Origin of the sequence: Actinoplanes sp. NPDC023936 (assembly GCF_040639325.1) — a bacterium.
GTDB lineage: Bacteria > Actinomycetota > Actinomycetes > Mycobacteriales > Micromonosporaceae > Actinoplanes.
In genome coordinates, this window is record NZ_JBEZZR010000015.1 from 705 (window position 1) to 26117 (window position 25413).

24 protein-coding genes are annotated in these 25413 nt (G+C 71.2%); 7 read left to right on the forward strand and 17 right to left on the reverse strand.

Annotation, left to right across the window (positions count from 1 at the left end; translation table 11 throughout):
- Nucleotides 1–337 precede the first annotated feature (337 nt).
- Nucleotides 338–2128 carry a 5'-nucleotidase C-terminal domain-containing protein gene (locus AB0F72_RS20610; protein ID WP_360433495.1) on the forward strand — a complete coding sequence of 597 codons (1791 nt, stop codon included), beginning with the start codon at nt 338–340 and terminating at the stop codon, nt 2126–2128.
- A gap of 37 nt (nt 2129–2165) precedes the next feature.
- Here the strand turns inward: AB0F72_RS20610 and AB0F72_RS20615 are convergent, their stop codons facing one another.
- From AB0F72_RS20615 to AB0F72_RS20625, 3 genes are all read right to left on the reverse strand, one after another.
- Complete coding sequence (locus tag AB0F72_RS20615; protein ID WP_360433498.1) at nt 2166–2852, reverse strand: hypothetical protein; 687 nt, start codon at nt 2850–2852, stop codon at nt 2166–2168.
- Between the two features lie 72 nt (nt 2853–2924).
- Nucleotides 2925–4373 carry a serine/threonine-protein kinase gene (locus AB0F72_RS20620; protein WP_360433501.1) on the reverse strand — a complete coding sequence of 483 codons (1449 nt, stop codon included), beginning with the start codon at nt 4371–4373 and terminating at the stop codon, nt 2925–2927.
- 235 nt (nt 4374–4608) lie between these two features.
- Nucleotides 4609–5001: a hypothetical protein gene (locus AB0F72_RS20625; RefSeq protein WP_360433504.1), complete on the reverse strand. Its 393-nt coding sequence runs from the start codon at nt 4999–5001 to the stop codon at nt 4609–4611.
- A gap of 287 nt (nt 5002–5288) precedes the next feature.
- On the opposite strand from AB0F72_RS20625, the gene AB0F72_RS20630 reads away from it, so the two are divergent.
- Complete coding sequence (locus AB0F72_RS20630; protein WP_360433507.1) at nt 5289–5639, forward strand: STAS domain-containing protein; 351 nt, start codon at nt 5289–5291, stop codon at nt 5637–5639.
- Between the two features lie 147 nt (nt 5640–5786).
- Here the strand turns inward: AB0F72_RS20630 and AB0F72_RS20635 are convergent, their stop codons facing one another.
- From AB0F72_RS20635 to AB0F72_RS20650, 4 genes are read right to left on the reverse strand one after another with little or no spacing between them, the layout of a single operon-like run.
- Nucleotides 5787–6623 carry a 5'/3'-nucleotidase SurE gene (locus AB0F72_RS20635; protein WP_360433511.1) on the reverse strand — a complete coding sequence of 279 codons (837 nt, stop codon included), beginning with the start codon at nt 6621–6623 and terminating at the stop codon, nt 5787–5789.
- A 26-nt stretch (nt 6624–6649) separates the two neighbouring features.
- Nucleotides 6650–7594, reverse strand: a complete 945-nt coding sequence (locus AB0F72_RS20640; RefSeq protein ID WP_360433514.1) for a PfkB family carbohydrate kinase — start codon at nt 7592–7594, stop codon at nt 6650–6652.
- Nucleotides 7595–7649: 55 nt separating this feature from the next.
- Complete coding sequence (locus AB0F72_RS20645) at nt 7650–7961, reverse strand: hypothetical protein (RefSeq protein WP_360433517.1); 312 nt, start codon at nt 7959–7961, stop codon at nt 7650–7652.
- Nucleotides 7962–8000: 39 nt separating this feature from the next.
- Nucleotides 8001–8915, reverse strand: coding sequence for a cation diffusion facilitator family transporter (locus AB0F72_RS20650; protein WP_360433520.1), 915 nt, complete (start codon nt 8913–8915; stop codon nt 8001–8003).
- A 133-nt stretch (nt 8916–9048) separates the two neighbouring features.
- Here AB0F72_RS20650 and AB0F72_RS20655 point away from each other — a divergent pair, with 133 nt between their 5' ends.
- Nucleotides 9049–9978: a superoxide dismutase gene (locus tag AB0F72_RS20655; protein WP_360433523.1), complete on the forward strand. Its 930-nt coding sequence runs from the start codon at nt 9049–9051 to the stop codon at nt 9976–9978.
- Nucleotides 9979–10007: 29 nt separating this feature from the next.
- Here the strand turns inward: AB0F72_RS20655 and AB0F72_RS20660 are convergent, their stop codons facing one another.
- Nucleotides 10008–12128: an AAA family ATPase gene (locus tag AB0F72_RS20660; protein ID WP_360433526.1), complete on the reverse strand. Its 2121-nt coding sequence runs from the start codon at nt 12126–12128 to the stop codon at nt 10008–10010.
- Between the two features lie 202 nt (nt 12129–12330).
- Nucleotides 12331–13287 carry an alpha/beta hydrolase gene (locus AB0F72_RS20665; RefSeq protein ID WP_360433528.1) on the reverse strand — a complete coding sequence of 319 codons (957 nt, stop codon included), beginning with the start codon at nt 13285–13287 and terminating at the stop codon, nt 12331–12333.
- 169 nt (nt 13288–13456) lie between these two features.
- Here AB0F72_RS20665 and AB0F72_RS20670 point away from each other — a divergent pair, with 169 nt between their 5' ends.
- Nucleotides 13457–14065 carry a carbonic anhydrase gene (locus AB0F72_RS20670; protein WP_360433531.1) on the forward strand — a complete coding sequence of 203 codons (609 nt, stop codon included), beginning with the start codon at nt 13457–13459 and terminating at the stop codon, nt 14063–14065.
- Between the two features lie 90 nt (nt 14066–14155).
- On the opposite strand, the gene AB0F72_RS20675 is transcribed toward AB0F72_RS20670, so the two are convergent.
- Complete coding sequence (locus AB0F72_RS20675; RefSeq protein WP_360433534.1) at nt 14156–14482, reverse strand: hypothetical protein; 327 nt, start codon at nt 14480–14482, stop codon at nt 14156–14158.
- A 243-nt stretch (nt 14483–14725) separates the two neighbouring features.
- Between AB0F72_RS20675 and AB0F72_RS20680 the strand changes: the two genes are divergently transcribed.
- The gene (locus tag AB0F72_RS20680) at nt 14726–15217 is read left to right on the forward strand and encodes a DUF3145 domain-containing protein (RefSeq protein ID WP_360433538.1); all 492 of its coding nucleotides are present in this window, start codon (nt 14726–14728) and stop codon (nt 15215–15217) included.
- Nucleotides 15218–15384: 167 nt separating this feature from the next.
- Nucleotides 15385–17130, forward strand: a complete 1746-nt coding sequence (locus AB0F72_RS20685; RefSeq protein WP_360433541.1) for a glycoside hydrolase family 3 N-terminal domain-containing protein — start codon at nt 15385–15387, stop codon at nt 17128–17130.
- Nucleotides 17131–17135: 5 nt separating this feature from the next.
- Here AB0F72_RS20685 and AB0F72_RS20690 read toward each other — a convergent pair whose 3' ends face one another.
- The 6 genes from AB0F72_RS20690 to AB0F72_RS20715 all read right to left on the reverse strand — a co-directional run bounded on the left by AB0F72_RS20690 (nt 17136) and on the right by AB0F72_RS20715 (nt 23352).
- Nucleotides 17136–18524: a carboxyl transferase domain-containing protein gene (locus AB0F72_RS20690; RefSeq protein WP_360433544.1), complete on the reverse strand. Its 1389-nt coding sequence runs from the start codon at nt 18522–18524 to the stop codon at nt 17136–17138.
- A gap of 18 nt (nt 18525–18542) precedes the next feature.
- The gene (fabF, locus tag AB0F72_RS20695) at nt 18543–19769 is read right to left on the reverse strand and encodes a beta-ketoacyl-ACP synthase II (protein WP_360433547.1); all 1227 of its coding nucleotides are present in this window, start codon (nt 19767–19769) and stop codon (nt 18543–18545) included.
- A gap of 1 nt (nt 19770) precedes the next feature.
- Nucleotides 19771–20013 carry an acyl carrier protein gene (locus AB0F72_RS20700; RefSeq protein ID WP_014441425.1) on the reverse strand — a complete coding sequence of 81 codons (243 nt, stop codon included), beginning with the start codon at nt 20011–20013 and terminating at the stop codon, nt 19771–19773.
- Nucleotides 20014–20060: 47 nt separating this feature from the next.
- Complete coding sequence (locus AB0F72_RS20705) at nt 20061–21011, reverse strand: beta-ketoacyl-ACP synthase III (RefSeq protein WP_360433551.1); 951 nt, start codon at nt 21009–21011, stop codon at nt 20061–20063.
- Nucleotides 21008–21946 carry an ACP S-malonyltransferase gene (locus AB0F72_RS20710; RefSeq protein ID WP_360433554.1) on the reverse strand — a complete coding sequence of 313 codons (939 nt, stop codon included), beginning with the start codon at nt 21944–21946 and terminating at the stop codon, nt 21008–21010. The genes AB0F72_RS20705 and AB0F72_RS20710 overlap by 4 nt, the downstream gene beginning before the upstream one ends.
- A gap of 221 nt (nt 21947–22167) precedes the next feature.
- Nucleotides 22168–23352: a helix-turn-helix domain-containing protein gene (locus AB0F72_RS20715; RefSeq protein ID WP_360433920.1), complete on the reverse strand. Its 1185-nt coding sequence runs from the start codon at nt 23350–23352 to the stop codon at nt 22168–22170.
- 537 nt (nt 23353–23889) lie between these two features.
- Here AB0F72_RS20715 and AB0F72_RS20720 point away from each other — a divergent pair.
- Nucleotides 23890–24540 (forward strand): TetR/AcrR family transcriptional regulator, encoded by a 651-nt coding sequence (locus AB0F72_RS20720; protein WP_360433557.1) that lies wholly within the window; start codon nt 23890–23892, stop codon nt 24538–24540.
- On the opposite strand, the gene AB0F72_RS20725 is transcribed toward AB0F72_RS20720, so the two are convergent.
- Nucleotides 24467–25120, reverse strand: coding sequence for a hypothetical protein (locus AB0F72_RS20725; RefSeq protein ID WP_360433560.1), 654 nt, complete (start codon nt 25118–25120; stop codon nt 24467–24469). The two genes, AB0F72_RS20720 and AB0F72_RS20725, sit on opposite strands and share 74 nt — an antisense overlap.
- Nucleotides 25121–25413 lie beyond the last annotated feature (293 nt).

Below are 25413 nucleotides of genomic sequence, written 5' to 3' on the forward strand. Positions count from 1 at the left end.
ACCTCGGGTAGCCGCTCTGGTCTACGGCTGGCGTGGCCCGGCCGTAGCTCAGGCATGTGATCAAGCTCGGGTAGCCGCTCTGGTCTACGGCTGGCGTGGCCCGGCCGTAGCTCAGGCATGTGATCAAGCTCGGGTAGCCGCTCTGGTCTACGGCTGGCGTCGCCCCGCCGGGCTGTAGCTCGTGCTAGCTACCAGCGGAAGCCCTCGCCGACCGGGTAGCGCGAACCCTCCACGTCGGCATGTTTCTGCTCGGTATCCCGGTGTTGGAGGAAATTTGATCTTCGCGCAACACGACACCGATCGACCGATCCCCCAATCGAGCGTTAGGGTCCGGGGAATGACCCTTCTCTCCGGCGTATCGCGCCGTAGCGTGCTCGCCGCCTCCGCGGCGACTGTCGCCGCGCCGCTCGTCTTCTCCGAAGCGGCACAGGCCGGCGGCCACAAGCCCTCCGCGCCGACGTCCTACCGGCTCACCGTGCTCGGCACGTCCGACACGCACGGCAACGTCTACAACTGGGACTACTACAAGGACGCGGAGTACGACGACAGCGCGCACAACGACATCGGCGTGGCCAAGCTGGCCGCGCTCGTCACCAAGCTGCGCAAGGAGGCGACCGGACCGGTCCTGGTCCTCGACGCCGGCGACACGATCCAGGGCACGCCGCTCGCCACGTACTACGCCAAGCAGGAGCCGATCACCGCGACCGGTGAGAAGCACCCGATGGCCCGCGCCATGAACGTGCTGGACTACGACGCGGTGACGCTGGGCAACCACGAGTTCAACTACGGCCTGCCGCTGCTGAACCTCTGGATCCGCCAGCTCGGCTTCCCGGCGCTGGCCGCGAACGCGATCAGCGTGAAGACCGGCAAGCCGGCGTTCACCCCGTACATCATCAAGAAGGTCTCGCTCGGCAAGCACGCGCCGACGCTGCGGGTCGGCATCCTGGGACTCACCAACCCGGGCTCGGCGATCTGGGACCGGGCGAACGTCGAAGGCAAGATCGAGTTCACCGACATGATCGCCTCGGCGGCCAAGTGGGTGCCGATCATGCGGGCCCGCGGCGCGGACGTCGTGCTGATCTCCGCGCACGGCGGTGACAGTGGCACGTCGAGTTACGGCGACGAGCTGCCCAACGAGAACCCGACCGCGCTGATCGCCGAGCAGGTGCCGGGCATCGACGCGATCCTTTTCGGGCACGCGCACCGCGAGGTGCCGCAGCGGTTCGTCACCAACCTGAAGACCGGCAAGCAGGTGCTGCTCTCCGAGCCGTCGAAGTGGGGCCAGCGCCTCACCAAGATGGACTTCGACATCGTCCGCGACAGGGGCCGCTGGACGATCAAGACGAGCGCGGCCGTCATGCTCAACACCAACACTGTCGAGGCCGACCCGAAGGTTCTCGCGGTCGTCCGCAAACAGCACGAGAAGACCGTGGCGTACGTGAACCAGGTCGTCGCCACCTCCACCGAGACGCTCTCCGCCGAGACGTCGCGGTATGCGGACACCCCGATCCTGGACTACATCAACAAGGTGCAGACCGACACCGTCACGGCGGCGCTGGCCGGCACGTCGTACGCGTCGCTGCCGGTCCTGTCGATCGCGGCGCCGTTCAGCCGTACCGCCGTGTTCCCGCAGGGCGACGTCAAGATCAAGGACGTCGCGGGGCTCTACATCTACGACAACACCCTGGAAGCGGTCGTGCTGACCGGCGCGGAGGTGAAGGCGTACCTGGAGCACTCGGCGAAGTACTTCGTCACGCTGGCGCCGGACGCCCCGGTGAACACCGAGACGATCAGCGACCCGTCGGTGCCGGACTACAACTACGACGTCCTCTCCGGCGTCGACTACGACATCGACATCAGCAAGCCGGTCGGCAGCCGGATCACCCGCCTGCAGATCGGTGGCGTGGACGTGGCGGCCGACGCGCAGTTCGTGGTGGCGGTGAACAACTACCGGCGCTCCGGCGGCGGCAGCTTCCCCGGCATCGTGAAGACGCAGGTCTACAACGCGCAGCAGGAGATCCGTCAGCTCCTGATCGACTGGGCGCAGGCCAAGGGCTCGATCAACCCGGCCGACTTCTTTGTGAAGAACTGGCAGCTCGTCCGCGCGGGCGTGCCGATCACCTTCTGATCGTTTCCGGGCGGGGCTGCTTCCTGGCCCCGCCCTTTCAGTCGCCCATCTCCCAGTTGCCGTTGCGGTCCGCCTCCACGAAGACCGAGGTCTCGCCGCCGGCGACGAGCGTGAACCGGCAGGCGTAGGTACGCAGGCCGTCCGAGCCCCGATCGCCCGCCGGGGTGCACCGCGGGTTCGTGACGGGCGCGCCGACCAGCTTCGCGATCCGGCCGTCGTTCAGGACGGTGTCCTCCAGCGCCGTGGTCAGCTTCGTCTCCTGGACGTGCCGGTACGCGGGCAGCGCCACGCTGTAGGCCAGCGCCGACCAGAACGCCGCGCCCACCACCAACGTCACACCGAACGCCGTCCAGTACGGGGCACGCTCCCGCCCGTACCGCCGGGCCCGCCCGGAGCGCCGCATCGCGGCGATGACACCGAGCACGCTGAGGAAGAACGTCCAGAACACCACCGGGCGCCACGACGGCGCCAGTGGGCGGGCCGAGCCGTGCACCTCACCGGGGAACCGGACCAGCAGCTGGCCGTGCTTGTTCGCGGGTGAGCCGTACGGCGGGACCACGCCGCCGAACGGCAGGGCGGCCGGGTCCCGCGCGGCCGGATCACGCGGGCCAGGCGGCGCGGCCGATTCACGGGCGCCAGGCGGCGCGGCGGGATCACGCGCGACCGGTGGCTCCGGGTCCGGTGAGACCGCCCACGGCGGAGCGTCCGGGTTCTGGACTGTCATCGGGGGACCTTCCCGGTAGCGGAACGGTTGCAACCGCCTCGCTCATCGGCCCCCACCCGCACGAGTTGAGGATTATGGGGTCGTGCCCCCGCCGCCCCCGGCCGGCGCGGTGGTCGTGGCCGTGGTGCCCGGCTCCTCGGGCTCCTCGGGCTCCTCCGGCTCCTCGGGAGGGGTCGTGGTCGGGTCGGCCGTCGGCTCCGTGGTGGGCGGCGTCGTTGTCGGTGTGGTCGGCTTGGTCGTCGGCGGGGTCGTGCTGACGGCCGGCGAGGGCGAGGCGGACGACAGCGACGGCGACGGGCTCGCCGACGCGCTCAGCGACCGCCGCACCGGCCTGCGGGAGGTGGCGGCCGTGGACGGCTCGGCCTCCTCGCTCACCGGCGGTGGCGCCACCTCTTCGTCGATCGGGTCGTTCTGCTGGGTCGGCGAGGTGACCGGCTGCTTGTCGTCGCCCTGGTTGAGCACGAAGATCAGCCCGAGTCCGCCGGCCACCGCGAAGAGCGCCAGGATCGCGATCATCAGCCCGCGCTGGGCGAGCGGCTGCGACGACCGGGTGGTCGCCGCCGGGACCGGCCGCGGCGCCGGGGACACCGGCATCTGCGGCGGGAAGTCGCGCGGGCGTGGCACGGCACGGGTCGGCGCCGCCGGGCTGAGCGGGGCGACCATCGAGGTGCCGGTCAGCCGTTTCCAGTCCAGCGGGCCGGCGGACGCGAACGCCGCCTCGGCGAACTCGGCAGCGCTCTGGAACCGGTCGCCCGGCTGTTTCGCCATCGCCCGGGCGATCAGCTGCTGCACCTCGAGCGGCACGTGGTCGGGCAGCGGCGGCGGCTCGTCCTCCAGGTGGCGCAACGCCACCTGGAGCGCGTTCTCCCCGTCGAACGGCGGGTGCCCGGCGATGCAGTGGTACGCCACGGCGCCCAGCGCGTACACGTCGGTGGCCGGTGTCAGGTCACCCTTGGCGACCTGCTCGGGCGCCATGTAGAGCGCGGTGCCGACGATGGCGTTGAGACCGGTGACGCTGGTCAGCGCGTTCGACCGGGCGACCCCGAAGTCGATCAGGATGACCGCGCCGGTCGGTTTCACGATCAGGTTGCCGGGCTTGATGTCGCGGTGCACGATGCCGGCCTGGTGCGCGGCGTGCAGCGCGTCGGCGGCCTGCGCCACGATCGACAGGGTCTCGGTGACCGGGATCGGTCCCTCTTTCACCCGGTTGGACAGCGGCTCGCCCTCGACGAACGCCATCACCAGGTAGGCGACCTTCTCCTGGCCGCCGTGGTCGCCGTCGCTCGCGTAGTCGTAGACCTCGACGACGCCCGGGTGCCGGAACGTGGCCATCATCCGGGCCTCGCCGTAGAACCGAGTGGCGAACTCCGGATCCTCGAGCATCGCGGTGCGCAGCACCTTCACGGCGACGGTGCGGCCGAGCACCACGTCAGTGCCGCGCCAGACGTCACCCATCCCGCCGGTCGCGATGCGATCGTCCAACCGGTACCGGTTGTCCAGGAGATCTCCGGCACTGAGCACCAGTGGGACCTTATCTGATCGGGCGGCCCGGAAAGGGTGCCGCAGGAGGAAGCCGAATGCCGCTCAACTGTACAGATCTCCGCCAATCAGCGGGAGGTCAGGAACGGCGGCCTCGGGGTCCTCGATAGGCGTGTTTCGACCAGCGTCTCCCGGGTGTCCGGGCGTCTGACGCTCACCCGCCGCGTGCCACGGCCCTACGGTACGACAGCGGGTGTGTGCGAAACCACTCCGGCGCTCAGCGCTCGTCGTACGTAGGGGTGACCACGACGGCGGTCTCGGCGAGCTCCAGCTCCTCGTTCTCCGCCTGCCGCTCCTGGGCGGCCCGGGCGGTGCTCGCCGCGGCCCAGCCGAGGGCGATGCCGACCAGGCCGATCGCCGCGATCAGGCCCCACGGTCGGGACGGCTTGCGGCCGGCCAGCGCGTTCGCGGCGGCGTTCGCCCGGGACCAGGCCTCGTCTGTGACGGAGCTCACTCGGTCACCGGCCTGGCTGGCGGCCTGTTTGGCCAGGTTGCGGCTCGTCCGGCCGGCCTTCCCGGCGCCCTCCTCGGCGGACGTCATCGCCGACGTGAGGTACTCCCAGGCTTGCTCGGCGGTCCGTTCGGCCCGGTTTTTCCTGCTCCACGACACGATTTACCTCCTGCGGTGGCCCCTGAGAGCCAGCATGCCCCGGATCGGGGCTCGACAAACGTCCGGTGTGGACGGCATCACGGTTCCAAAACGATTTGACGGTCCGCAGTACTGTTTACCTCGTTCACACGGGCCACTCAGGCGACTGACAGGTTCGGGGCCTAACCTTTCGGTCAGATTCACCGAACCTTCCGAGGGTGGTCCTGGCCTGCGGTTCAGCCGGCTCGGACGACCTGCGAACAGCAGAAACAACGCCCGGAGGAGCTGGGCGGGTGGAGGGAAGAGGCGTGACGCTGTCGATAACGACGTCGACGCTGGCCAACGGCGCCATCGAGGTTTCGCCGCGAGGCGAGATCGACGTCGAGAACGCGTACGAGATCCGTGAGGCGGTGGGCGCGCAACTCGCCGACGCCAGCCCGGTTCGGATCGAGCTCAACATGCAGCACGTGACCTTCATCGACTCGGTGGGGATCAGCGCCCTCGTGGCCGCATTCCAGCTGGCCGGGGTCAGCGGTGTCAAGCTCGTCGTCACCCGGCCCAGCCGGTTCGCTCACCGGCAGCTCTGGGTGACCGGGCTGCTCGGGCTCTTCGGCAACCCCCAGCCCTACGAGGAAGCAGTGACCGCCGCCGGAGCCTGATCGGGCGACCGGCGCCGCGCGATCCGGGCCGGCCGGCCCGGCCCGGCTCATGGCTCTGATGGCTCGGGTCGGGGGATGGCTCGGGTCGGGGGATGGCCCGGGTCGGGGATGGCCCGGGTCGGGGATGGCCCGGCCGGGCATCCGGTTTCACAGCGCCGGGTTGTGGACGCGGACGGCGTCGACGTTGATCCTGATGTCGGTGTCCTCGTGCGGGGCCCGGATCGGGGTGACCACGGCGAAATTCTCGGCGAGAGCTGCCAGGTCACTCCCCGGCTCCAACTCCTCTTCGGCGGCCTGCACGGCCGTCCGGACGAACCCGTCGCCGGCTTCGGCGATGCTCATCTGCACCTGGCCGAACCGGGCCAGATGCGCCTGCCGCAGTCCGCGGATGCCGTCCACGTGCAGGTCCGGGACGTTCAGGTTGAAAACCGTCCCCGGCGGGGTGTGCATCAGCGACGGGATCATCCGCACGGCCAGGTCGGCGCCGCTGGCCCAGTGGTGCTGCTCGTCGTCGATCCGGTCCAGCGCGGCGATCGCCGCGCCACCGCTCTCCGCCGAGGCGGCCGCCGGCGTGAGCACGTCCAGCGACACGGCGAGGCCGCGCAGGCCGGCGTGCGAGGCGGTGAGCGTGGCGCCCACCGTCCCGGAGTGCACCACCGCCGCGCCCGCGTTGGCTCCCCGGTTGATGCCGGAGATCACCATCTCCGGCACCGGGCCGAACGCCTCGCGGAGCGCCAGCAGCACGATGTACGCGGGTGACGCGGCGACCCCGTACGCCGGAATGTTCTTTCCGCCGGGAAGCTCCCGCGGTTCCGACATGATTTTGCCGTCCTGCACCACAGCTGTCATGGCGGCGCTGCTACCGCTCGATTCGCTCAGGGGCGCGGCCACCACCACGTCGTAGCCCTCGTGGGCGACAGCGCGGGCCAGCCAGCGGATGCCCGGCGCCTCGATGCCGTCATCGTTGGTGATCAGAATTCTCATCGGGGGTTGTTTGCCCGGCTTCGAGCTCATGATGCCTTCTTCATCGGAGTCAGTTCGACTCGTTCGGTGAGTACCCGGACCGCGTCGACGTGGCCGGTGCCGAGACCGTGCCGGGTGACGTTGAGGGCGCCCGCCGCCGCGCCGGTGCGGACCGCCTCCTCCATCGGGCCGCCGTGCGCGAGGACCGCGGCGACACCGGCCGTCATCGAGTCGCCGGCGCCCCGGTGCTCGGCCGGCGTGAGCCGGGGGAGCGCGACGTTGAAGATCTCGCCGTTGATCAGGGCCAGGGCGCCCTCGTCGGCGCGGGAGACCAGGACCGTCTCCGCGCCGTGCTCGTGCAGGTGTTGCAGCGCCTTGATCAGCGAGGGGGTCGAGCCGTCCGGTGCGGTCCCGTCCGCGATCAGCTCCTCGTGGCTGATCTTCAGGACCGAGATGCCCGCCTCCAGGACCGCGGCCAGGTGCTTGCTGCACAGGTCGGCGATCACCTGGCAGCCGTTGTTGCGCAGGTCCGCGGCGAGCCGGCCGTAGACCTCCGGCTTGATCACCGAAGGGTGGGCCGGGCCGCTCAGGATCGCCAGCCCGGCACGCAGGCCCTCGGCGAGCGTCAGGTTGTAGAGCTCGTCGAGCTCGTGGCGGGAGAGCGGGGTGCCCGGCCGTTCGGCGATCTCCTGACGGGTGCCGCCGCGGCGGTCGTGCACGTACCACCCGCTGCCGTGCTCGCGCATGACGAGCCGCAGCGTCACCCCGGGAAGCTCGTCGAGCAGCGGGCTGAGCACCCGGCCGACCTCGCCGCCGGCGGCTGCGCACAGCGTCACGTGCGCGCCCAGCGACGTGATCATCCGGGTCTGCCAGATGCCCTGTCCACCCGGATGGACGTGTAGTTCGGGCTCATCGTGGTGTTGTTCGATGGTCACCGTCAGCTGGGGCGCCGGCGCGAAGACCATGACCCGGCCGTCACTCATGTCTCGCATTGTTATCTTTTCGCGCATCCGGCGTGGCAGATCGCAAAAAGAACAGGGGCCTCGTTTACAACTCCAGGCCGCGCCGCGTCAGCTCCCGGACCGGATCGGTCAGCTCGGGGCGCGCGTGCAGCAACTCCTCGAGGCGCACCCGCCACTTGCCCGCCTCCAGGTCGGTGGCGGTCCGGTCGCCGCCGGTGCGGGCGGCCTCGGTCACCAGGTACTCGTGCGTGTCCATCAGGGCCTCGTAGATCTCCGGGCCGAGCCGGTGGTGGGCCTCGGAGGCGAACTCGTGGTAACCCGGTGCCCCCGCGGCGCGGACGAAGGCTCGCGCGGCATCCCAGATCACGCGGGGCTGGTGGATGACGGTCGTCGACATCTATCGATCATCGCGCGCCGGGTGTGATGATCGCCACCCTCACCAGCCGGTCGGCGTACAGTGCCGGCTCGGTCCGGCCGGCTCCACCTGCAGCGTGGCGTGGTCGATCGCGAAGTCGGCGTGCAGCGCCTCGCGGGCCACGGTCAGCACCGCGCCGAGCTCGGCCGCCGGGTCGAGGCGCAGGTGCGCGGAGGCCACGTCCATGCCCGAGGTGAGTGTCCAGACGTGCAGATCGTGCACGTCACAGACGCCGGGCACCGCGGCCAGCCGTTCGCGGACGGCCGAGATGTCCAGGTGCTCGGGCGCGGCCTGGACCAGGATCCGGACCGCGGAACGGCCCAGCGCGAACGTCCGGGGCAGGATCATCAGGGCCACCACCACGGCGACGATCGGGTCCGCGTACGCCCAGCCGGTGAACCAGATGACCAGGGCGGCCACGATCACCCCGACCGAGCCGAGCAGGTCGCCGAGCACCTCCAGGTACGCGCCGCGGACCCCGATGTTCTCCTTGGCGCCGGACCGCAGCAGCGCGAAGGCGACCAGGTTGGCGAGCAGGCCGCCGACCGCGACCAGCAGCATCCACCCGCCCGGCACCTCGGGCGGATCGGTGAACCGGCGCACCGCCTGGACCAGCACGAAGCCGGCGACCACGGTGAGCAGCGCGGCGTTGGCGAGCGCGGCGAGCACCTCCAGGCGGTAGAGGCCGAAGGTGCGGCGCGAGTCGCCGCCGGCCCGGCCGGCCGCGGTGATGGCGGCGAGCGTCATGGCGATCCCGAGAACATCGGTGAACATGTGGCCGGCGTCGGAGAGAAGAGCGAGTGAACCGGTGAGACCGGCCGCTGTCGCCTCGCCGACCATCACCGCTGTCAGCAGCGCGGCCGCCCACCAGAGTGATCTGCGGTGACGCGCCCCGCTGTGCAGGGCCGATACGCCGTGGTCGTGGCCGGCTCCCATGTTGTCTACCTTCCGTCGTCCCGCGGGCCGTCGCCAATATATGTTCACATTGCAATATGTGCAATCAGTTGTGCGCGCCGCGACTACGGGTTGGAATCACCAGTGACCCGTCCGCATTGGAAAGGAAGTATTTGTGCTTCGCCGTACCCTTGCGAACGCTCTTCTCGGCACCGCCCTCGCGGTGACCGTAGCCGCCGCGCCTGCCGAGGCGGCCAAGTCTCATCCATTGCCCGCCACAATCACCCTGCCGAGCGGATTCCAGCCCGAAGGGATCGCTATCGGGACAAAACCGTACGCCTACTTCGGCTCCCGCGTCGACGGCGACATCTACCGCGCCGACCTGCGCACCGGCGCCGGCCGCACGATCAGCGAAGGCCCCGGCACCGCCTCACTCGGCCTCAAGATCGACGGCAACCGGCTCTTCGTGGCCGGTGGCGCCGGTGGCGACGCCCGGGTTCTCGATCTGCGCACCGGCGAGATCCTGAAGTCCTACCGGCTCCAGCCGGCCGGCACGACGGCGTTCATCAACGACGTGATCGTCACCCGCGACGCGGCCTGGTTCACCGACTCCCGCAACGCCGTGCTGTTCAAGCTGCCGTTCGGCCGGCACGGCAGGCTGCCCGCCGAGGCCGTCCGGGTGCCGCTCACCGGCGATTTCGTGCTGGCCGAGGGGAACAACGCCAACGGCATCACCACGACGCCGGACGGCCGCGCGCTGATCATCGTCCAGTCGAACACCGGCTCGCTGTTCCGGGTGTCGTTCTCGGGTGTGGCCACGAAGATCGACCTGGGGCCGTCCGAGACGCTCGTCAACGGTGACGGGCTCTGGCTGCGCGGCCGGACCCTGTACGCGGTGCAGAACCGGCTCAACGTGATCGCCAAGGTCGAGCTGAACCGCCGGGGCACCGCCGGGACCGTGGTCTCCCGGACCTCGAACCCGGCGTTCGACGTGCCGACCACGATCGCGGAGTTCGGCAAGCGGTTCTACCTGCCGAACGCCCGGTTCACCACGCCGCCGACGCCGGAGACCACGTACAACGCGGTCGCCGTCCGGATTCCCTGACCGGCCAAGGGCTGGTTTTGTAAAGAGCCCTAGAGCCAGCCGGGGTTCGTGCCCACCGTGGTGAGCCGTTGCGTCGCCCGCGACAGCGCCACGTACAGGGTGCGGATCCCGGCCCGGTCGACAGCGATCTGAGCCGGCTCGACCAGCACCACGGCGTCGTACTCCATGCCCTTGGCCTCCAGCGCGGTCACCACCCGCACCCGCTCCGGCAGCCCGGCCACCCAGCCGGCCACCTCGTCCCGGCGCGGCACCGGCATGATCACGCCGATCGTCCCGTCCACCTCGGCGAGCTGTTTCTCGGTCAGCTCCCGGACCGCCTCGGGCAGCGCGGACACGCCGGTCACCACGTCGGCCGGGTCGACGCCGGTGCTGCGGACCGCCGACGGCAGCGGCAGATCCGGCATGATCTTGCGGATCACCGATGCGGCCACCGCGAAGATCTCCGACGAGTTCCGGTAGTTCGTGGTCAACGCGTAGCTGGCCCGCTTGCGGGAGCCGAGCGCGCGCTCCCGGGCCCGGTCCAGTTCCTCCGGGTCGCCCGACCAGGCGGTCTGCGCGGGGTCGCCGACGATCGTCCAGGACGCGTACGACCCGCGCCGCCCGATCATCCGCCACTGCATCGGGGACACGTCCTGGGACTCGTCCACCACGATGTGCGCGTACTCCCGGTAGTCCTCCTCGCGCTGCACCTGCTGCGCGCGGGCCGCCGCCTGCCGGTCCGCGTACGTGCTGACCTCCTGGATCCCGTCCCGGACGTGGAACGGGTTCTTGGACTTCTTGGCGGGCTTGCGCGGCCGGCCCAGCAGCTCGTCCAGCTCGTCCAGCAGCGCGACGTCCGCGATCGTCGGTCCCTCGGCGTCCAGCGCGTCGAACGATCCCTGCAGCGTCGCGATCTCGTCCCGGGAGAGGACCCCTGTCGCGTACGCCCGAAGCCGTCCCGGGTCGGCCAGCCAGCGCAGCACCCGCATCGGGGTGAACCGCGGCCACCAGGCCTTGAGGAACTCCCGGAAGTCGTTGCGGTCGGCCAGCTCCGCCTCGAAGTCGCGCTTCTCCGGCAGGCCGGTGACCTTGTGGTCGCGGGCCTGCGCCCAGAGCGCGTCGAAGATTCGGTCGAAGCCGTGCCCGCGGACCTCGTTGCGGCGCGCGCCCCGCGGCAGCGCCTGCCGCCGGATCTTGTCGAGGGCCGCGGAGTCCAGCCGCAGCAGCGTCCCCCGGTAGAGCAGGCGCAGCTCGGCCGGGCCGTTCGGCACGGCGTCGTGCGAGGCGCGCTCGAGCACCCGCCGCATCCGCAGCGAGCCCTTGATCGCCGCGACGTCGCCGGAGTCGACCCGGGTGGCGTCGTAGCCGGGCACCAGCGACCCGAGCGAGCGCAGCGTCGCGGTCTCCTCGCCGAGCGAGGGCAGCACCGTCGCGATGTACTCCACGAAGACCCCGGACGGGCCCACCACCAGGATGCCGCCGCCGGCGAACCGGCTGCGGTCGGAGTAGAGCAGGTACGCCGCCCGGTGCAGGGCCACCGCGGTCTTGCCGGTGCCCGGACCGCCGGTGACGATCGTGACACCGGACGCGGGGGAGCGGATCGCCTCGTCCTGCTCGCGCTGGATGGTCGCGACGATGTCGCGCATGCCGCGGCCGGTGGCCTTCGCCAGGCTGGCCAGCAGGGCGCCGTCACCGACCACCCGCATGTCCGCCGGCGCGGCGTCCGGGTCGAGCAGGTCGTCCTCGATCCCGGTGACCCGTTCCCGGCTGGACTGGATCATGCGGCGGCGCACCACGCCCAGCGGGTCGGCCGGGGTGGCCCGGTAGAACGCCGCGGCGGCCGGGGCGCGCCAGTCCACCACGAGGGGCTTCGAGTCCTCGTCGCGGATGCCCATCCGGCCGACGTAGTGGGTGGCCTCGGTCTTCAGGTCGAGACGGCCGAAGACGAGCCCTTCGTACTCGGTGTCCAGGGCGTGCCGGCGCCGGGCCGCGTGGAAGACCATCGCGTCGCGCTCGACGAGGGCGCCGAACGTGCCCACACCGGCCAGCCGGTAACCCTCCTTCTCGGCCCGGGAGGCGTCCCGGCGCAGCTCGCTGAGACGGGCGTAAACCCGGTCCACGTGCTCCTGCTCGACCGCGATCTCCTGTTGCAGGACGGTGGCGTCGCTCAAGTCGGTCGTTCTCCCTCTCATGCCCACCAGCCGCTTCGCGCGAAGGGGGCAACCTCTGCGCACCACCAGCGCTCGCGCGAAGGGGGCAATCGAACTTACTCCCGTGCACGGGAGCGCGTCGAACGCACCTCCCTCGCCGATGGCCGGAATCTCTCAGGATCACCGGCGCCACGCTCGTGAGAGGGGCTTTTCCGGGAAACGACTAAGCGGCCTGGCGGCAGCGGGTGGTGGTCTCCCCGGCGGCCCGGCGGCTGCGCTTCGCCGCACGGGCGGCCCGCCGGACGATGGTGACGAGCGCCGTGGAGACCTCGTCCGGCCGCTCCAGGGGCAGCATGTGGCCGGCCCCGGGCAGGATCTCCAGCCGGGCGCCGGGCAGGGCGCCGGCGATCGACTCGGCGCAGGCCGGCGGGGTCAGCCGGTCCCGGTCGCCGACCATGACCGTGGCCGGCACGCCGCCGAGCGCGGCCAGGGTGTCCAGCCGGTGCTGGGCGCCGACCGACTCGCGGAAGCCGCCGATCGAGCGCAGGGAGGCGCGGCCGATGCCGCCCAGGGTCACCTTGAGGGCGGCCTCGGCGCAGTCCTCACCGAAGAGCAGCCACTGGATAGCGGGGCGCAGGGCCGGCAGCATGACCCGGTGCGGGCGCCATGCGCCGGAGCGGGCGAGCACACCCGCGCCGAGGGTCTCTCCGGCGCGCAGCAGCGCCGCGATCCGGGCCGGCAGGCCGTAGTGGGTGTGGGTGTGGCCCTCGGCCGTGGTGGAGACCAGCAGCAGGCCGGCCACCCGGGACGCGAACTCCTCGGGGTGCCGGTGCGCGAACTCCATGATCGTCATGCCGCCCATCGAGTGCCCGGCGAGAACCACCGGGCCGGTTGGCGCGTACCGGCGCAGCACCTCCGCCAGGTCGTCGCCGAGCTGGTCGAGGGTGGCCGAGCCGAGCCGGGTGTGCCCGGAGCGCCCGTGTCCCCGGGTGTCGTAGGCGATCACGCGCGGAGCCTTGTGTCCCATCCCGCCGAGGGCCGCCACCTGGTCGCGCCAGGTCCGCCGGTCCAGGCACCAGCCGTGCAGCAGCACGACTGTCACCGCCGCGTCGGCCGGACCGGAAACGGTCACGTGCAGCCGTACGCCGTCGGCGAGGGTGATCTCGGAACGCTGGGGCATGGGCACCTCCGTGAGAGTCACGGCCCCGTAGTACCCACGGGAAATAATCATCACTCGTGATCTCGTGTATTACCAGCATGTTTCGTCAAGACTTTCGGCTGGTTCGGCACGGACAGTGAGTTAGCTCGCAATTACTTTCGCGGTGGACCTGAACAGCGAAAATCTCCTCATGGCGGCCATCCGAGAAGCCCAGATCCTCACCCCTGCCGAAGCGCTGAGCAGGCTGGTGACGGGCAACAAGCGTTTCGTGTACGGCAATCCCCGTTACGGCCACGACGTGACCCAGGCGGCAGCGACCGCCGGCGGGCAGCAGCCGCACTCGCTGGTGCTCGGCTGCATCGACTCGCGGGTGCCCCTCGAGGCCATCTTCGACCAGTCGTTCGGCTCGATCTGCGTGGCCCGTTCCGGCGCGCACGTGCTGGACCGCTCGCTGATCGGCTCGGCCGGGTTCGCGGTCGCCTCGCTCGGGGTCTCGCTGGTGGTCGTCGTGGGTCACAAGCGCTGCGGCGCGGTGAACGCCACGGTGCAGGCGCTGCGCGACGGCGTGGTCTCCGACGACGAGGTGGGTTACCTGGTCGACCAGCTGGCCCCGGCGGTGCGCGAGGTCGGCCTGGACGACGAGGACGCCGCCGAGAAGGCGATCCGTGCCCATGTCATCCGGACCACCGAGCGGCTGCGCAAGGTGCAGACCCTGGCCGAACCCCTCGAGGCCGGCCGGCTCAACGTGGTGGGCGCGATCTACGACCTGGACAGCGGCTGGGTGGAATTCCTCTCCTGAGCCTGCGGGAGCTCAGCCTGCCTTGATCTTCAGGAAGTGCGAAAAGGCGCCTCCCGGTCGAAACCGGGAGGCGCCTTTTCCTGGCTGTTGTCAGCCCTCGAAGACGCCGGCGTCGGCGAGACGCTTCTCGGTGGCGTCCCAGCCGTCCTCCGGGCTGGCGGTGTGCAGAGCGGTCAGCTCGGCACGGATCTTGGCACCGTGACCGGCGGCGGCCAGCACCCGGACCTCCTCGACGAAAGCGTCGGAGTCGGTCTTGAGGTGCGTGGTCTTGCCGTTGGTCAGGTTGCGCACGTACGCGAAGCGGCCGTTGGCGAGCGGGATGAGGTACTTGTACTCACCGAGCACGCTGAGCGCGCCGGACGCGCTCTGGCCGGCGCGGACTGATGCGCGGGCGGTCTTTGAGGTGTTGCTCGCCACGGCGGTACTCCTTGAGGAAAGCATTTGAAGAGAAAAAAGGCCGTGACAACCCTACACGACGACTGGCGAACCGTGCCGTCGGAGCAGGTAACGGCGTTGCACTGGGTATGCCACTACGGCAGGTCCCATAGTCGATGTTGCGGATTCTCTGGCGCACCATCCGTACCACCCGGCATCATGGGACACGATCAACCGCGGTCGAGGTCGTAGGGGAAGACGCACCTCGGTCTCCGGGAGGTCACCGTGCCAACGTGTGGCGTCGTATACGTCCACTCGACTCCACTCGCCGTGTGCCAGCATGTCGAGTGGGCGATCGCGCGCGTCCTGACAGCGCCGGTCAATCTGCAATGGACCGTGCAACCGGTCGATCCGAGCATGCGCCGAGCCGAGTGCAGCTGGACCGGCCGAGCCGGTACTGGTGCCGAGCTGGCTGCTGCCCTCCGGCAGTGGCCCATGATCCGTTTCGAGGTCACCGAGGAACCCAGCGCGGGCCTCGACGGCGAGCGGTTCATGCACGTCCCCGGGCGCGGCCTCTTCCATGGGGTCATGGGCGCCTCCGGAGACATCCAGATCGGCGAGGACCGGCTGCGGTCCATCATGACCTCGGTCCGTGCGCCCGAGGCGCTGGCGCACGCCCTGGACAAGGCGCTCGGCACCGCGTGGGACGCCGAGCTCGAGCCGTACCGGTACGCCGGTGACGGCGCCCCCGTGACACTGCTCACCCGGGTCGGCTGACCCGTGACACTGCTCGCCCGGGTCGGCTGAGCGTCCCGCCGGCGCGCCCCGGGCGGGCTCGCCGGTCGCCGCGATCTGGGTAAACGGGCGAATAACGCGACTAGTGACACACCGGCTACCGGTGGTTCTCCGGGATAAAGTGGCGACGCTCGCCACGAGCTGGTTCGATGGCGTGCGTGAAAAACGTGCTCCGCGCCGCTCTGGCCGTACCCTTGCTGCTGTTGTCCGGAGCATGCGGAAACGATGAGCCGGCGCCGACCGCACCCACCTCCGCGGCGCCGCAGGCGTCGCCCTCGATCGCGGTCCAGCCCTCGGCCAGCGCCGGTCTGGTGATCAATGCCGACCCGGCCGCCCGGGCCGCCGAGGTGGTGACCCGGCTCAGCGACGAGGACCTGGCCGGACAGGTGCTGATGCCGTACGCCTACGGCAGTTACGCCACCTCCGTCGACAAGGGCGCCCAGGCCGGGAACCAGCAGCTCGCCGGCGTGAACACCCCCGCCGAGATGATCGAGAAGTTCAAGCTGGGCGGCCTGATCCTGGTCAACTTCACCCCGGACGACCCGACCGGCGACACCAACCCGACCACCAACGTGGAGAACCCGAAGCAGGTCCGCGAGCTCACCCGCGGCCTGCAGCAGGCGGCGCTGAAGCTGCCCGCCGCCGCACCCCTGATGATCGGCACCGACCAGGAGTACGGCGTGGTCACCCGGATCACCGAGGGCGTCACCATGCTGCCGTCGGCGATGGCCGCGGGCGCCGCCGGCCAGCCCAGCCTCACCGAGGTGGCGTGGCGCGCGGCCGGCGAGGAGCTGGCCGCGATGGGCATCACCGTCGACTTCGCCCCGGTCGCCGACACGATCACCGCGAAGGGCGGCGGGCTGCTCGGCTCCCGCTCGTTCGGCTCGGACGCCAAGGCGAACGCGGCACAGGTCACCGCCGCGGTGCGCGGCCTGCAGGGCGCCGGCGTCACGGCCGCCCTCAAGCACTTCCCGGGGCACGGGCACACCAGCGGGGACAGCCACGACGAGCTCCCGGTGATCAAGCAGAGCCGCAAGGCCTGGGAGACGCAGGACCTGCCGCCGTTCCGATCGGGCGTCGAGGCGGGCGCCGGCGTGGTGATGTCCGGCCACCTCGACCTGGAGGCGATCGACAAGGGCACGGCCGCCACGTTCTCGCACAAGATCATGACTGACGTGCTGCGCAAGGACCTCAAGTTCACCGGGGTGGCGATCAGTGACGCGATGAACATGGCGCCGGCGAAGAAGTGGCCGGCCGGCGAGGCCGCGGTCCGCGCGCTCAACGCGGGCAACGACATGCTGCTGATGCCGCCGGACATCGCCGGCGCGCGGGACGGCATCCTCGCCGGCCTGAAGAGCGGCAGCCTCAAGCGGGAACGGCTGGTCGAGGCGGTCACCCGGATCCTCACCCTCAAGTTCCGCACCGAGATCCGGAACCAGCCGGACCTCGATGTGGTCGGCTCGTCCGCGCACGCCCGCTCGGTCGGCGCGCTGGACGCCGCCTCGATCACCGTGCTCCGCGGCAAGTGCTCCGGCCCGCTGGTGAACGGCGCTGTCACGGTCACCGCGCCAGCGTCGCGCGAGCTGGCCCGGGTCACCATGGTCCGCGCCCTGCAGGAGGCCGGCGTGAAGGTGCAGGCCGACGGCGGCGCGAAGATCCGCCTGGTCGGGTACGGGGACTCGGCCGTCGACCTGGACGACTCCGCCGCGATCACGGTGATGATGGACATGCCGTCGCTGCTCGGGCTGTCCCGCTCGCCGACGCTGATCGCGACGTACTCGTCGAGCAAGCTGTCGCTGACCGCGCTCGCCGCGGTGATCGCCGGCAAGGCGAAGGCGCCCGGCAAGTCACCGATCGAGGTGACCGGCCTGAAGCGCAGCGCCTGCGTGAAGTAACGGGCCTAGAGGGGGATGTTGCCGTGCTCGCCGCGACCGGCGGGCGCGGCGGCGATCGCCTCGGCGATCCGCCGGCGGGTCTCGGCCGGCGTGATGACCGCGTCCACCACGCCGATCTCGCGGGCGCTGTCCATCCCGGCGGACTTCTCGGTCTGCTCCCGCATCAGCCGCTCGCGGAGCGCCGCCCGCTCCTCGGCCGGCGCCGCGGCCAGCCGCTTGCGTTCCAGCACGTCGACCGTCGCACCTGCGCCCATCACCGCGATCTCGGCGTCCGGCCAGGCGAAGACAGCGGTGGCGCCGAGCGCCCGGGAGTTCATCGCGATGTACGCGCCGCCGAACGCTCGCCGGGTCACCAGGGTGACCCGGGGCACCACCGACTCGGCGAAGGCGTGCAGCAGCTTGGCGCCGCGGCGCACCAGCCCGTCCCACTCCTGGTCCACGCCGGGCAGATAGCCGGGCGCGTCGACCAGCACGATCAGCGGCAGTCCCAGCGCGTCGCACATCCGCACGAACCGGGCCGCCTTCTCGGCGCCGGCCGCGTCCAGGCAGCCGCCGAGACGCAGCGGATTGTTGGCGACCACACCGACGGTACGGCCACCGAACCGGCCGAGCGTGGTGACCAGGTTCGGTGCCCAGCGGGCGTGCAGCTCGACACCCGGCGCGTCGAGCAGGGCCCGGACCACGGGCTGCACGTCGTAGACCCGGTCGGTGGAACCGGGCACGAAGGCGTCGAGCCGTCCCGGAGCCACGTCGTCGGGGGAGATCCGGCCCTGGTGGCCGAGCAGCCGGACCAGCCGGCGGGCCTCGGTGAGAGCGGCCGCGTCGTCGGCCGTGGTGAGGTGCACGACGCCGGAGCGGTTGCTGTGCGGTTCCGGGCCGCCGAGCCGCTCGGAGTCGACCCGTTCGCCGGTGACGCTGCGGACCACTTCCGGGCCGGTCGCGAAGATCCGGCCGGCCGTGCTCATGATCACGATGTCGGTGAGCGCCGGGCCGTAGGCGGCGCCACCGGCCGCCGGCCCGAGGACCACGGAGATCTGCGGCACCCGGCCGGAGGCGCGGACGATCGCCGCGAAGATCTGGCCGACGCCGTCGAGACCGACGACGCCCTCGGCGAGACGAGCGCCGCCGGAGTGCCAGAGACCGGTGACCGGAACCCGTTCGCGGACCGCCCGGTCGATCGCCGCGACGATCCGTGAGCAGCCCTCGATGCCGAGCGCGCCGCCCATCCGGGTGGCGTCGGTGGCGAAGGCGATGGCCGTGGTGCCGTCCACGTCACCACGGGCGACGAGCACGCCGGAGGCGTCCCGGGGCACCAGCAGACGCGTGGTGCCCCGGTCGAAGAACGCCCGCAGCCGGGACTCGGGGTCCCGATGATCGACGGCTGCGTCCTGCATAGCGGCTTCCGGAGGGAGTTACGCGCGGGCGAAGACCAGCGCCACGTTGTGGCCACCGAAACCGAACGAGTTGTTGATCGCGGCCGAGATCTCCAGCGGCCGCGCCTTGTGCGCCGCCACGTCGAGGATCAGCCGCTCGTCCGGGTCGTCGAGGTTGATGGTCGGTGGCACCACGCCGTCGCGCAGGGCGAGGATGGTGGCGATCGACTCGATCGCACCGGCCGCGCCGAGCAGGTGCCCGCTCATCGACTTGGTCGAGGTGAGCACCGGGTGGTCGCCGACGGCGGTCTTGATGCCCAGGACCTCGCCCATGTCACCGGCCGGCGTCGAGGTGGCGTGCGCGTTGACGTGCTGGATGTCCGCACCGGTCAGGCCGGCGTCGCGCAGTGCCATCCCCATCGCGCGGATACCGCCCTTGCACTCCGGGTCCGGCTGGACGATGTCGTAGCCGTCCGAGGTGATGCCGGCGCCGAGAAGACGGGCGTAGACATGCGCGCCGCGGGCTGCGGCGTGGTCGGCGCGCTCCAGGATGATGACGCCGCCACCCTCACCGAGGACGAAACCGTCCCGGTTCTTGTCCCACGGGCGGGACGCCCTCTCCGGCTCGTCGTTGCGCGTCGACATGGCGCGCATCGAGGCGAAACCGGCGAGCGGCAGCGGGTGCACGACAGCTTCCACGCCACCGGCCACCACCACGTCGGCACGGCCGGCGCGTATCAGGTCGAGACCGAGGGACACGGCTTCGGCACCCGTGGCGCAGGCGCTGGCCATGGCCCGGACGCCACCGCGGGCGCCGAGCTCGATGCCGACCCAGGCGGCCGGTCCGTTGGGCATCAGCATCGGCACGGTGTGCGGGCTGACCCGGCGCGGGCCGGACTGTTCCAGGATGTCGTCCTGGTCCAGCAGCGTGGTCGCGCCGCCGATGCCGCTGCCGAGGCTGACCGCGAGGCGTTCCGGGTCGAGGCCGGAGTCGGCCAGGCCGGAGTCGGCCCAGGCTTCCTTGGCCGCGATCAGAGCCATCGCCTCGGACCGGTCGAGGCGGCGCATCTTGACCCGCTCGATCAGCGTGGACGGCTCCACAGCGAGTTGTGCGGCGATCCGCACCGGGAGCTGACCCGCCCACTCTTGAGTGAGCGGGCCGACCCCGGAGCGTCCCGCGAGCATGGCGTCCCAGGTGGACGCGACGTCCCCGCCCAGCGGGGTCGTCGCGCCGAGCCCGGTGACGACGACGTCTACGTTGCTCATGTCAGTGGTTTGCCTCGATGTAGGTGACGGCATCGCCGACGGTCTTGAGGTTCTGGACCTCGTTGTCGGGGATCTTGACGCCGAACTTCTCCTCGGCCGCGACAACGACCTCGACCATGGACAGCGAGTCGACGTCCAGGTCGTCGGTGAAGGACTTACCCTCGGCGACGTCGTCCGGGTTCACCCCGGCGACCTCCTCGAGGATTTCGGCGAGGCCGGAGGTGATCTCTTCGCGAGTTGCCATCTTCGTTCTTTCTCTCGGTGGGTGGTGGATACGCCGTCAGGTGCTGCCTAGGGGCAGCGGACGACCTGGCCGGCGTAGGTGAGGCCGCCGCCGAAGCCGAACAGCAGCACGTGGGAACCGGAGGGGACCTCGCGCCGCTCGATGAGCTTCGACAGTGCCAACGGCACACTTGCCGCTGAGGTGTTGCCGGAATTGACCAGATCTTTTGCGATGATCGCGTCCGGGCTCAGTCCGAGCCGCTTCACGATGCCGTCGATGATCCGGGTGTTGGCCTGGTGCGGCACGAAGGCCGCCAGGTCGGAGGGCTCGATGCCGGCCCGCCGGCAGGCCTCGATCGCGAACGGGGCGAGCTCGGTGGTGGCCCAGCGGAAGACCACCTGGCCCTCCTGCTCGATGTACGGCTGCCAGCCCTCGATCCGCAGCACGTCGCCCTTGTCCGGGGCGGAGCCCCAGAGCACCGGGCCGACGCCGGCCTCCTCGCCGTCGGGAACCGCGGAGACCACCGCGGCGCCCGCGGCGTCGCCGAAGAGCACGGCTGTGGTCCGGTTGGACCAGTCGGTGACGTCGGAGAGCTTCTCCGCGCCGATCACCAGGGCGTTGCGGGCGGCGCCGGCGCGGATCGCGTGGTCCGCGGTGCCCAGCGCGTAGGAGAAGCCCGAGCACGCGGTGTTCAGGTCGTAGGCGGCCGGGGCGGTGATGCCGAGCCGGGCCGCGACCCGGGCCGCGACGTTCGGGCAGCGGTCGATCGACGTGCAGGTCGCGACGGTCACCAGGTCGATGTCGGCCGCGCTGAGCCCGGAGCTCGCGAGCGCCTTCTCCGCCGCGTACGTCGCCATGTCGGCGACCGTCTCGTTCTCGGCGATGCGGCGCTCGGCGATGCCGACCCGGTCCCGGATCCACGCGTCGTTGGTGTCCAGGGTCATGGCCAGGTCGTCGTTGGTGACCACGCGCGAGGGCTGGTAGTGGCCCATCGCGACGATGCGGGAACCCGCGGTCATCGTGCTCCTCCTTGGTTTCCGCCGTGGCGGGCGATCAGATCGCGGGCAGCCGGCAGGTCGTCCGGTGTGTTCAAGGTGACGATCTCGGGCGCGCCGTCGCCCTTCAGCTCCCGCTTGACCAGGCCGGCCAGGGTGCCGGCGGGCGGAAGCTCGATCACACCGGTGACCCCGAGCTCGCGCAGCGAGGCCATGCACAGATCCCAGCGGACCGGTGCGATCACCTGGCGAACCAGGCGCCGGAGCACCTCGCCGCCGTCGGCGACCGGCTTGCCGTCGAGGTTCGACAGCAGGGTCCGGACCGGGTCGCTCACGGTCAGGCTGGGCGCCACGGCGCCCAGAGCGGCCTCGGCGGGCGCCATGTACGGCGTGTGGAACGCGCCCGCCACCGCCAGCGCGATGACCCGTGCCTTGGCCGGCGGGGCGGCCGCGAACTCGGCCAGGCCGGGCAGCGACCCGGCGGCGACGATCTGGCCGGCCCCGTTGCGGTTCGCCGGGTACAACCCGTTTTTCTCGATCGCGGTGACGACCTCGTCCGGATCGCCGCCGAGAACCGCGCTCATGCCGGTGGGCTCGAGGGCGCAGGCGGCGGCCATCTCCCGTCCGCGCACCCCGGCCAGCGTGATCGCGGAGTCCGGGGTCAGCACGCCGGCCAGCGCGGACGCGCCGAGTTCGCCGACGCTGTGGCCGGCGACGACGCCGACGCCGTCCATCCCGAGCTGCTCGCCGGCGAGCAGCGCGGCCGCGACCAGCAGGGGTTGAGTCCGGGCAGTGTCCTTGATCTCGTCGGCGCCGGCCTCGGTGCCGAGGTGGATCAGATCCACGCCGGCGAGCGCCGACCACGCACGGAGGCGGGCTTCGGCGCCGGGTAGGGCGAGCCAGGGAATCAGGAAGCCGGGCTTCTGCGAGCCTTGGCCGGGGGAGAGTACGGCGAGCACGTCTTGACTCTTCCGGATCGGGGGAGTTTCGGGGGTTGCCGGGGGCGACGAAACCCTACGACGAGGTTTGTAGGAACCCAACAAACAGTCGGCTCCTTCGGGTTACTTTAGCCCGTTTTGCCACGAAAGCGGGAATTTCCTGCTGGACACGTCATCGGCAATGACGCGACCTTCTTGAGCTACGAGGCAGGGGCCACCTTGAGCTACGAGGCAGGTGCCACTCAAGTTGCGGGGTCGAGCCTGCCGATCGTCAGCGCCAGGCGTAATGCGAACCCGTCACGTCCGTCGAACGGTGAAAGAGCCGTGATCTCGGCCACCCTGCGCAGCCGGTACCGGACCGTGTTCGGGTGCACGTACAACTCACGTGCCGCACTCTCCAGTACCCCGCCGGCGGCGAAGAACGCGTCCAGCGTCTCGATCAACCCGCTGCCGGCCCGGGCCAGCGCGCCGTGCACCTCCTGCCGCAGCTTGCGCCGGGCATCCTGGTCGCCGGCGAGCGCGCGCTCCGGCAGCAGGTCGTCGGCGGAGACCGGGGACGGCGCCCCCGGCCAGGCCGGCGCGGCCCGGAACCCGTTCAGCGCGGCACGGGCCGACTCGGTGGCCTGGTCCAGCGACGGGACGGCCGGGCCGACCACGATCGGCCCCTCGCCGAAGCTGTCCGCGAGCGCGGTCGCCGTGGCGACCGGGTCGGTGGCGCCGCCGGCCACCACGACCAGGCGGTCGCCGTGCACGCCGCCGATCACCTCGAGCCGCGCCCGGCGGGCGGCCCGGTAGACCGCGTGCAGCACCGCGGTGATGTCGCCGCCCGGCGAGCGGCCCACCACCACCGTGACCGGCGGAGCGTCGGTCCAGCCCAGGGCGGCGGCCCGGCTGGCGAGCACGTCCGAGGAGTCGCCGCGCAGCAGCGCGTCGACCAGCAGCGCCTGCAGGCGGGCGTCCCAGGCGCCGCGGGACTCGGCTGCCCGCGCGTACACCCGGGCGGCCGAGAAGGCGATCTCCCGGGAGAAGCGCAGGATCGCCTGCAGCAGCGCGTCGGTCTCGCCCTCCTCGGCGAAGCCGGGCACCTCGGCCTCGGCGACGTCGATCGTCACCTTGATCAGCTGGACGGTCTGCGTCAGCGTGATGGCCCGGGCCAGGGCGCGCGGCGCGGCGGCGAAGACCTCGTCGGAGATCTCCTGCGTGCTCGCCGCGACAGTGGCCCCGGAACTCAGCCACTCCACGAGTGACCGAACACCCGCTTGTGCGACGAGCATCACCCAGGAACGCTGATCGGCCGGGAGCGCGCGGAACCACGGCAACGTCTCTTCCATGCGGGCCACGGCGGAGCTTGCCAGCGCTCCGGCGTGCCGCTCGATCCGGCGCAGGGTGCCCGGCGCCAGCGGGTTGGTGGTGCTTTCAGCCACCAGGTCAGCCTGACACGCCGCGCAAACGGCGACGCAGAGAGGTTTTAGACGGTTTTATGACATTTGACCGGTGTAGCGGTGCGCCTCTCCCGCGATTCCGGTCAGTGACCTGGCATCGTGTCGGACTAGTGCGGTCCGGGCCGGGGGGTTAACACCGGGCTCCGAGGTGCCGATGAAGAAACGGTGCCGAGGAATGCTGGTGTTGGTGTCGAGGACGCGGATCGAGGAGGCGAGAAGATGGAACGGGACGACGCGTCTACGCGTGCCGACGGCGACTCCGTCCTCGACGACATGACGGTGCCCGCACCGGTCGACGAGGAGCCGATCCTGGATTCGGGATCGGGACGGGTTGGTTGTCGTACTGATTTGCGCGGGTGGGCCGGCGCCCACCTGCACGGCGCGGTGCGCCCCAGGCGGCGCGCCGCGGGCCGGGGGCGGCCACCCGGCCGCTGGTGCTGACGGCTCTCTAACGAGTGAGTGCGGGTCCGGCCCGGGCGAGTTACGCCCGGGCCGGACCGCGTGACTGGTCAGCTAGGCCGGATGGACGACAAGAGACGGCTGATCCTGGACCAGGCGCTCGCTCTCGTGGACGAGCGCGGACTCGCCGCGATGTCGATGCGGGCCGTCGCCGAGCGGGTCGGGCTGACCTCGATGGCGCTCTACCCGTACGTCGGCGGCAAGGACGCTCTGCTGGACGGCCTCGTCGACCTGCTCAACCTGGAGCTGGGCACCGCGGTCGGCGACGAGCTGGCCGACATCGACTGGCGACGGCGGCTGCGGGCGCTGGGCCGGGCCGTACGGGCGCTCGCGCACGCCCATCCGAGCGCGTACCCCCTGCTGCTGAACCGGTCGGCGGCCGGCGCGTCGGCGTCCTGGCTGACCGCCGCGCTGCGCGCGATCCTGCACGACGCGGGGGCGCCCGCCGCCGAGGTGCCGCGGCTGGCCCGGATGATCTGCGCCTTCCTGCTCGGTTACACCACCGGCGAGGTGACCGGCGGCCTGCCGGACACGGAAAGATCGGCCGAGCCGGACGCCGAGTTCGACGCTGACCTGACCGATCTGATGGCTCTGATCGAGCTTGCTGCGGTGGGGACCGATTCTGGGGAGAACGCCGCCGTCAGATCCGGCGCCGGATCAGGAACGCCATCCCCGCCAGGCCGACCAGGATCACCAGCAGAACCGCGCCATTGAGCAGGAACAGCCGGCGGACCTCGGTGAACACCTCGGTCGCGCTCTCCACCGGGTTCACCTCGGGCTTGAGTTTCTCGCCGACGCCACCGCCGATGCCGCCGTGCACCACGTCCGGTTTCGCCTCCAGCGGCGCGCCGGCCACCCGCAGCGTCTCCGACATCGAAAGCCGGCCGTAGAACCAGCCGGCCGACTTCTTGCCGGACGGCTGCTTGGCCGGCCGGTACGCCCGGGGGCCGCCGGCGGCCAGCGGGTACAGGTCGTAGACCAGGCTCGGCGCGTCCTTCACCAGGATGGTCAGCGTGTACTTCTCGCCGAGCTTGCCGTTTTTCGGCGCGGAGGTCTGCGGCCGGGCCGAGGCCAGCCAGTCGACCTCGGTGAGCAGCATCTCGAACATCCGGGGCTCGTCGGCCTGCCGGACCACGATCGGATCGGTGATGCCCTTGCCCTTGATCTCCACCGCGCTCGGCTTGGCGTCCTTCGGCGCGGCCTGCGCCGCGGGCGCGACGCCGGCCGACAACGCGACGGCCACCGCCACCGCTCCAGCCGCCGACACCAGCCTGGTGATTGCCCCTCGCACCATCCGACTCCCCCCGCCCGTGGATGGACATGGACCATTAACCGCTTCTCGTGCCGACGGTGAACCCGGCACGGCGGCCCAGACCTACAGCCTTCCCGGACACCTGCCCGGCCGCATCTCGCGGCAGGGTGAATTGGAGCCATTTGGGGGACGGCTGGACGGCAACGGCACGACCGTTGATCAGCGGCCGAATAGTACCCACTCCCCGCAATCCGTGGGGGCGGCGGCCACCCGGGTGACGGAGGCCATCACCGGGTGCGGCGACCGGCCGTGCCGGCCGGCCGCCGCATCCGGGA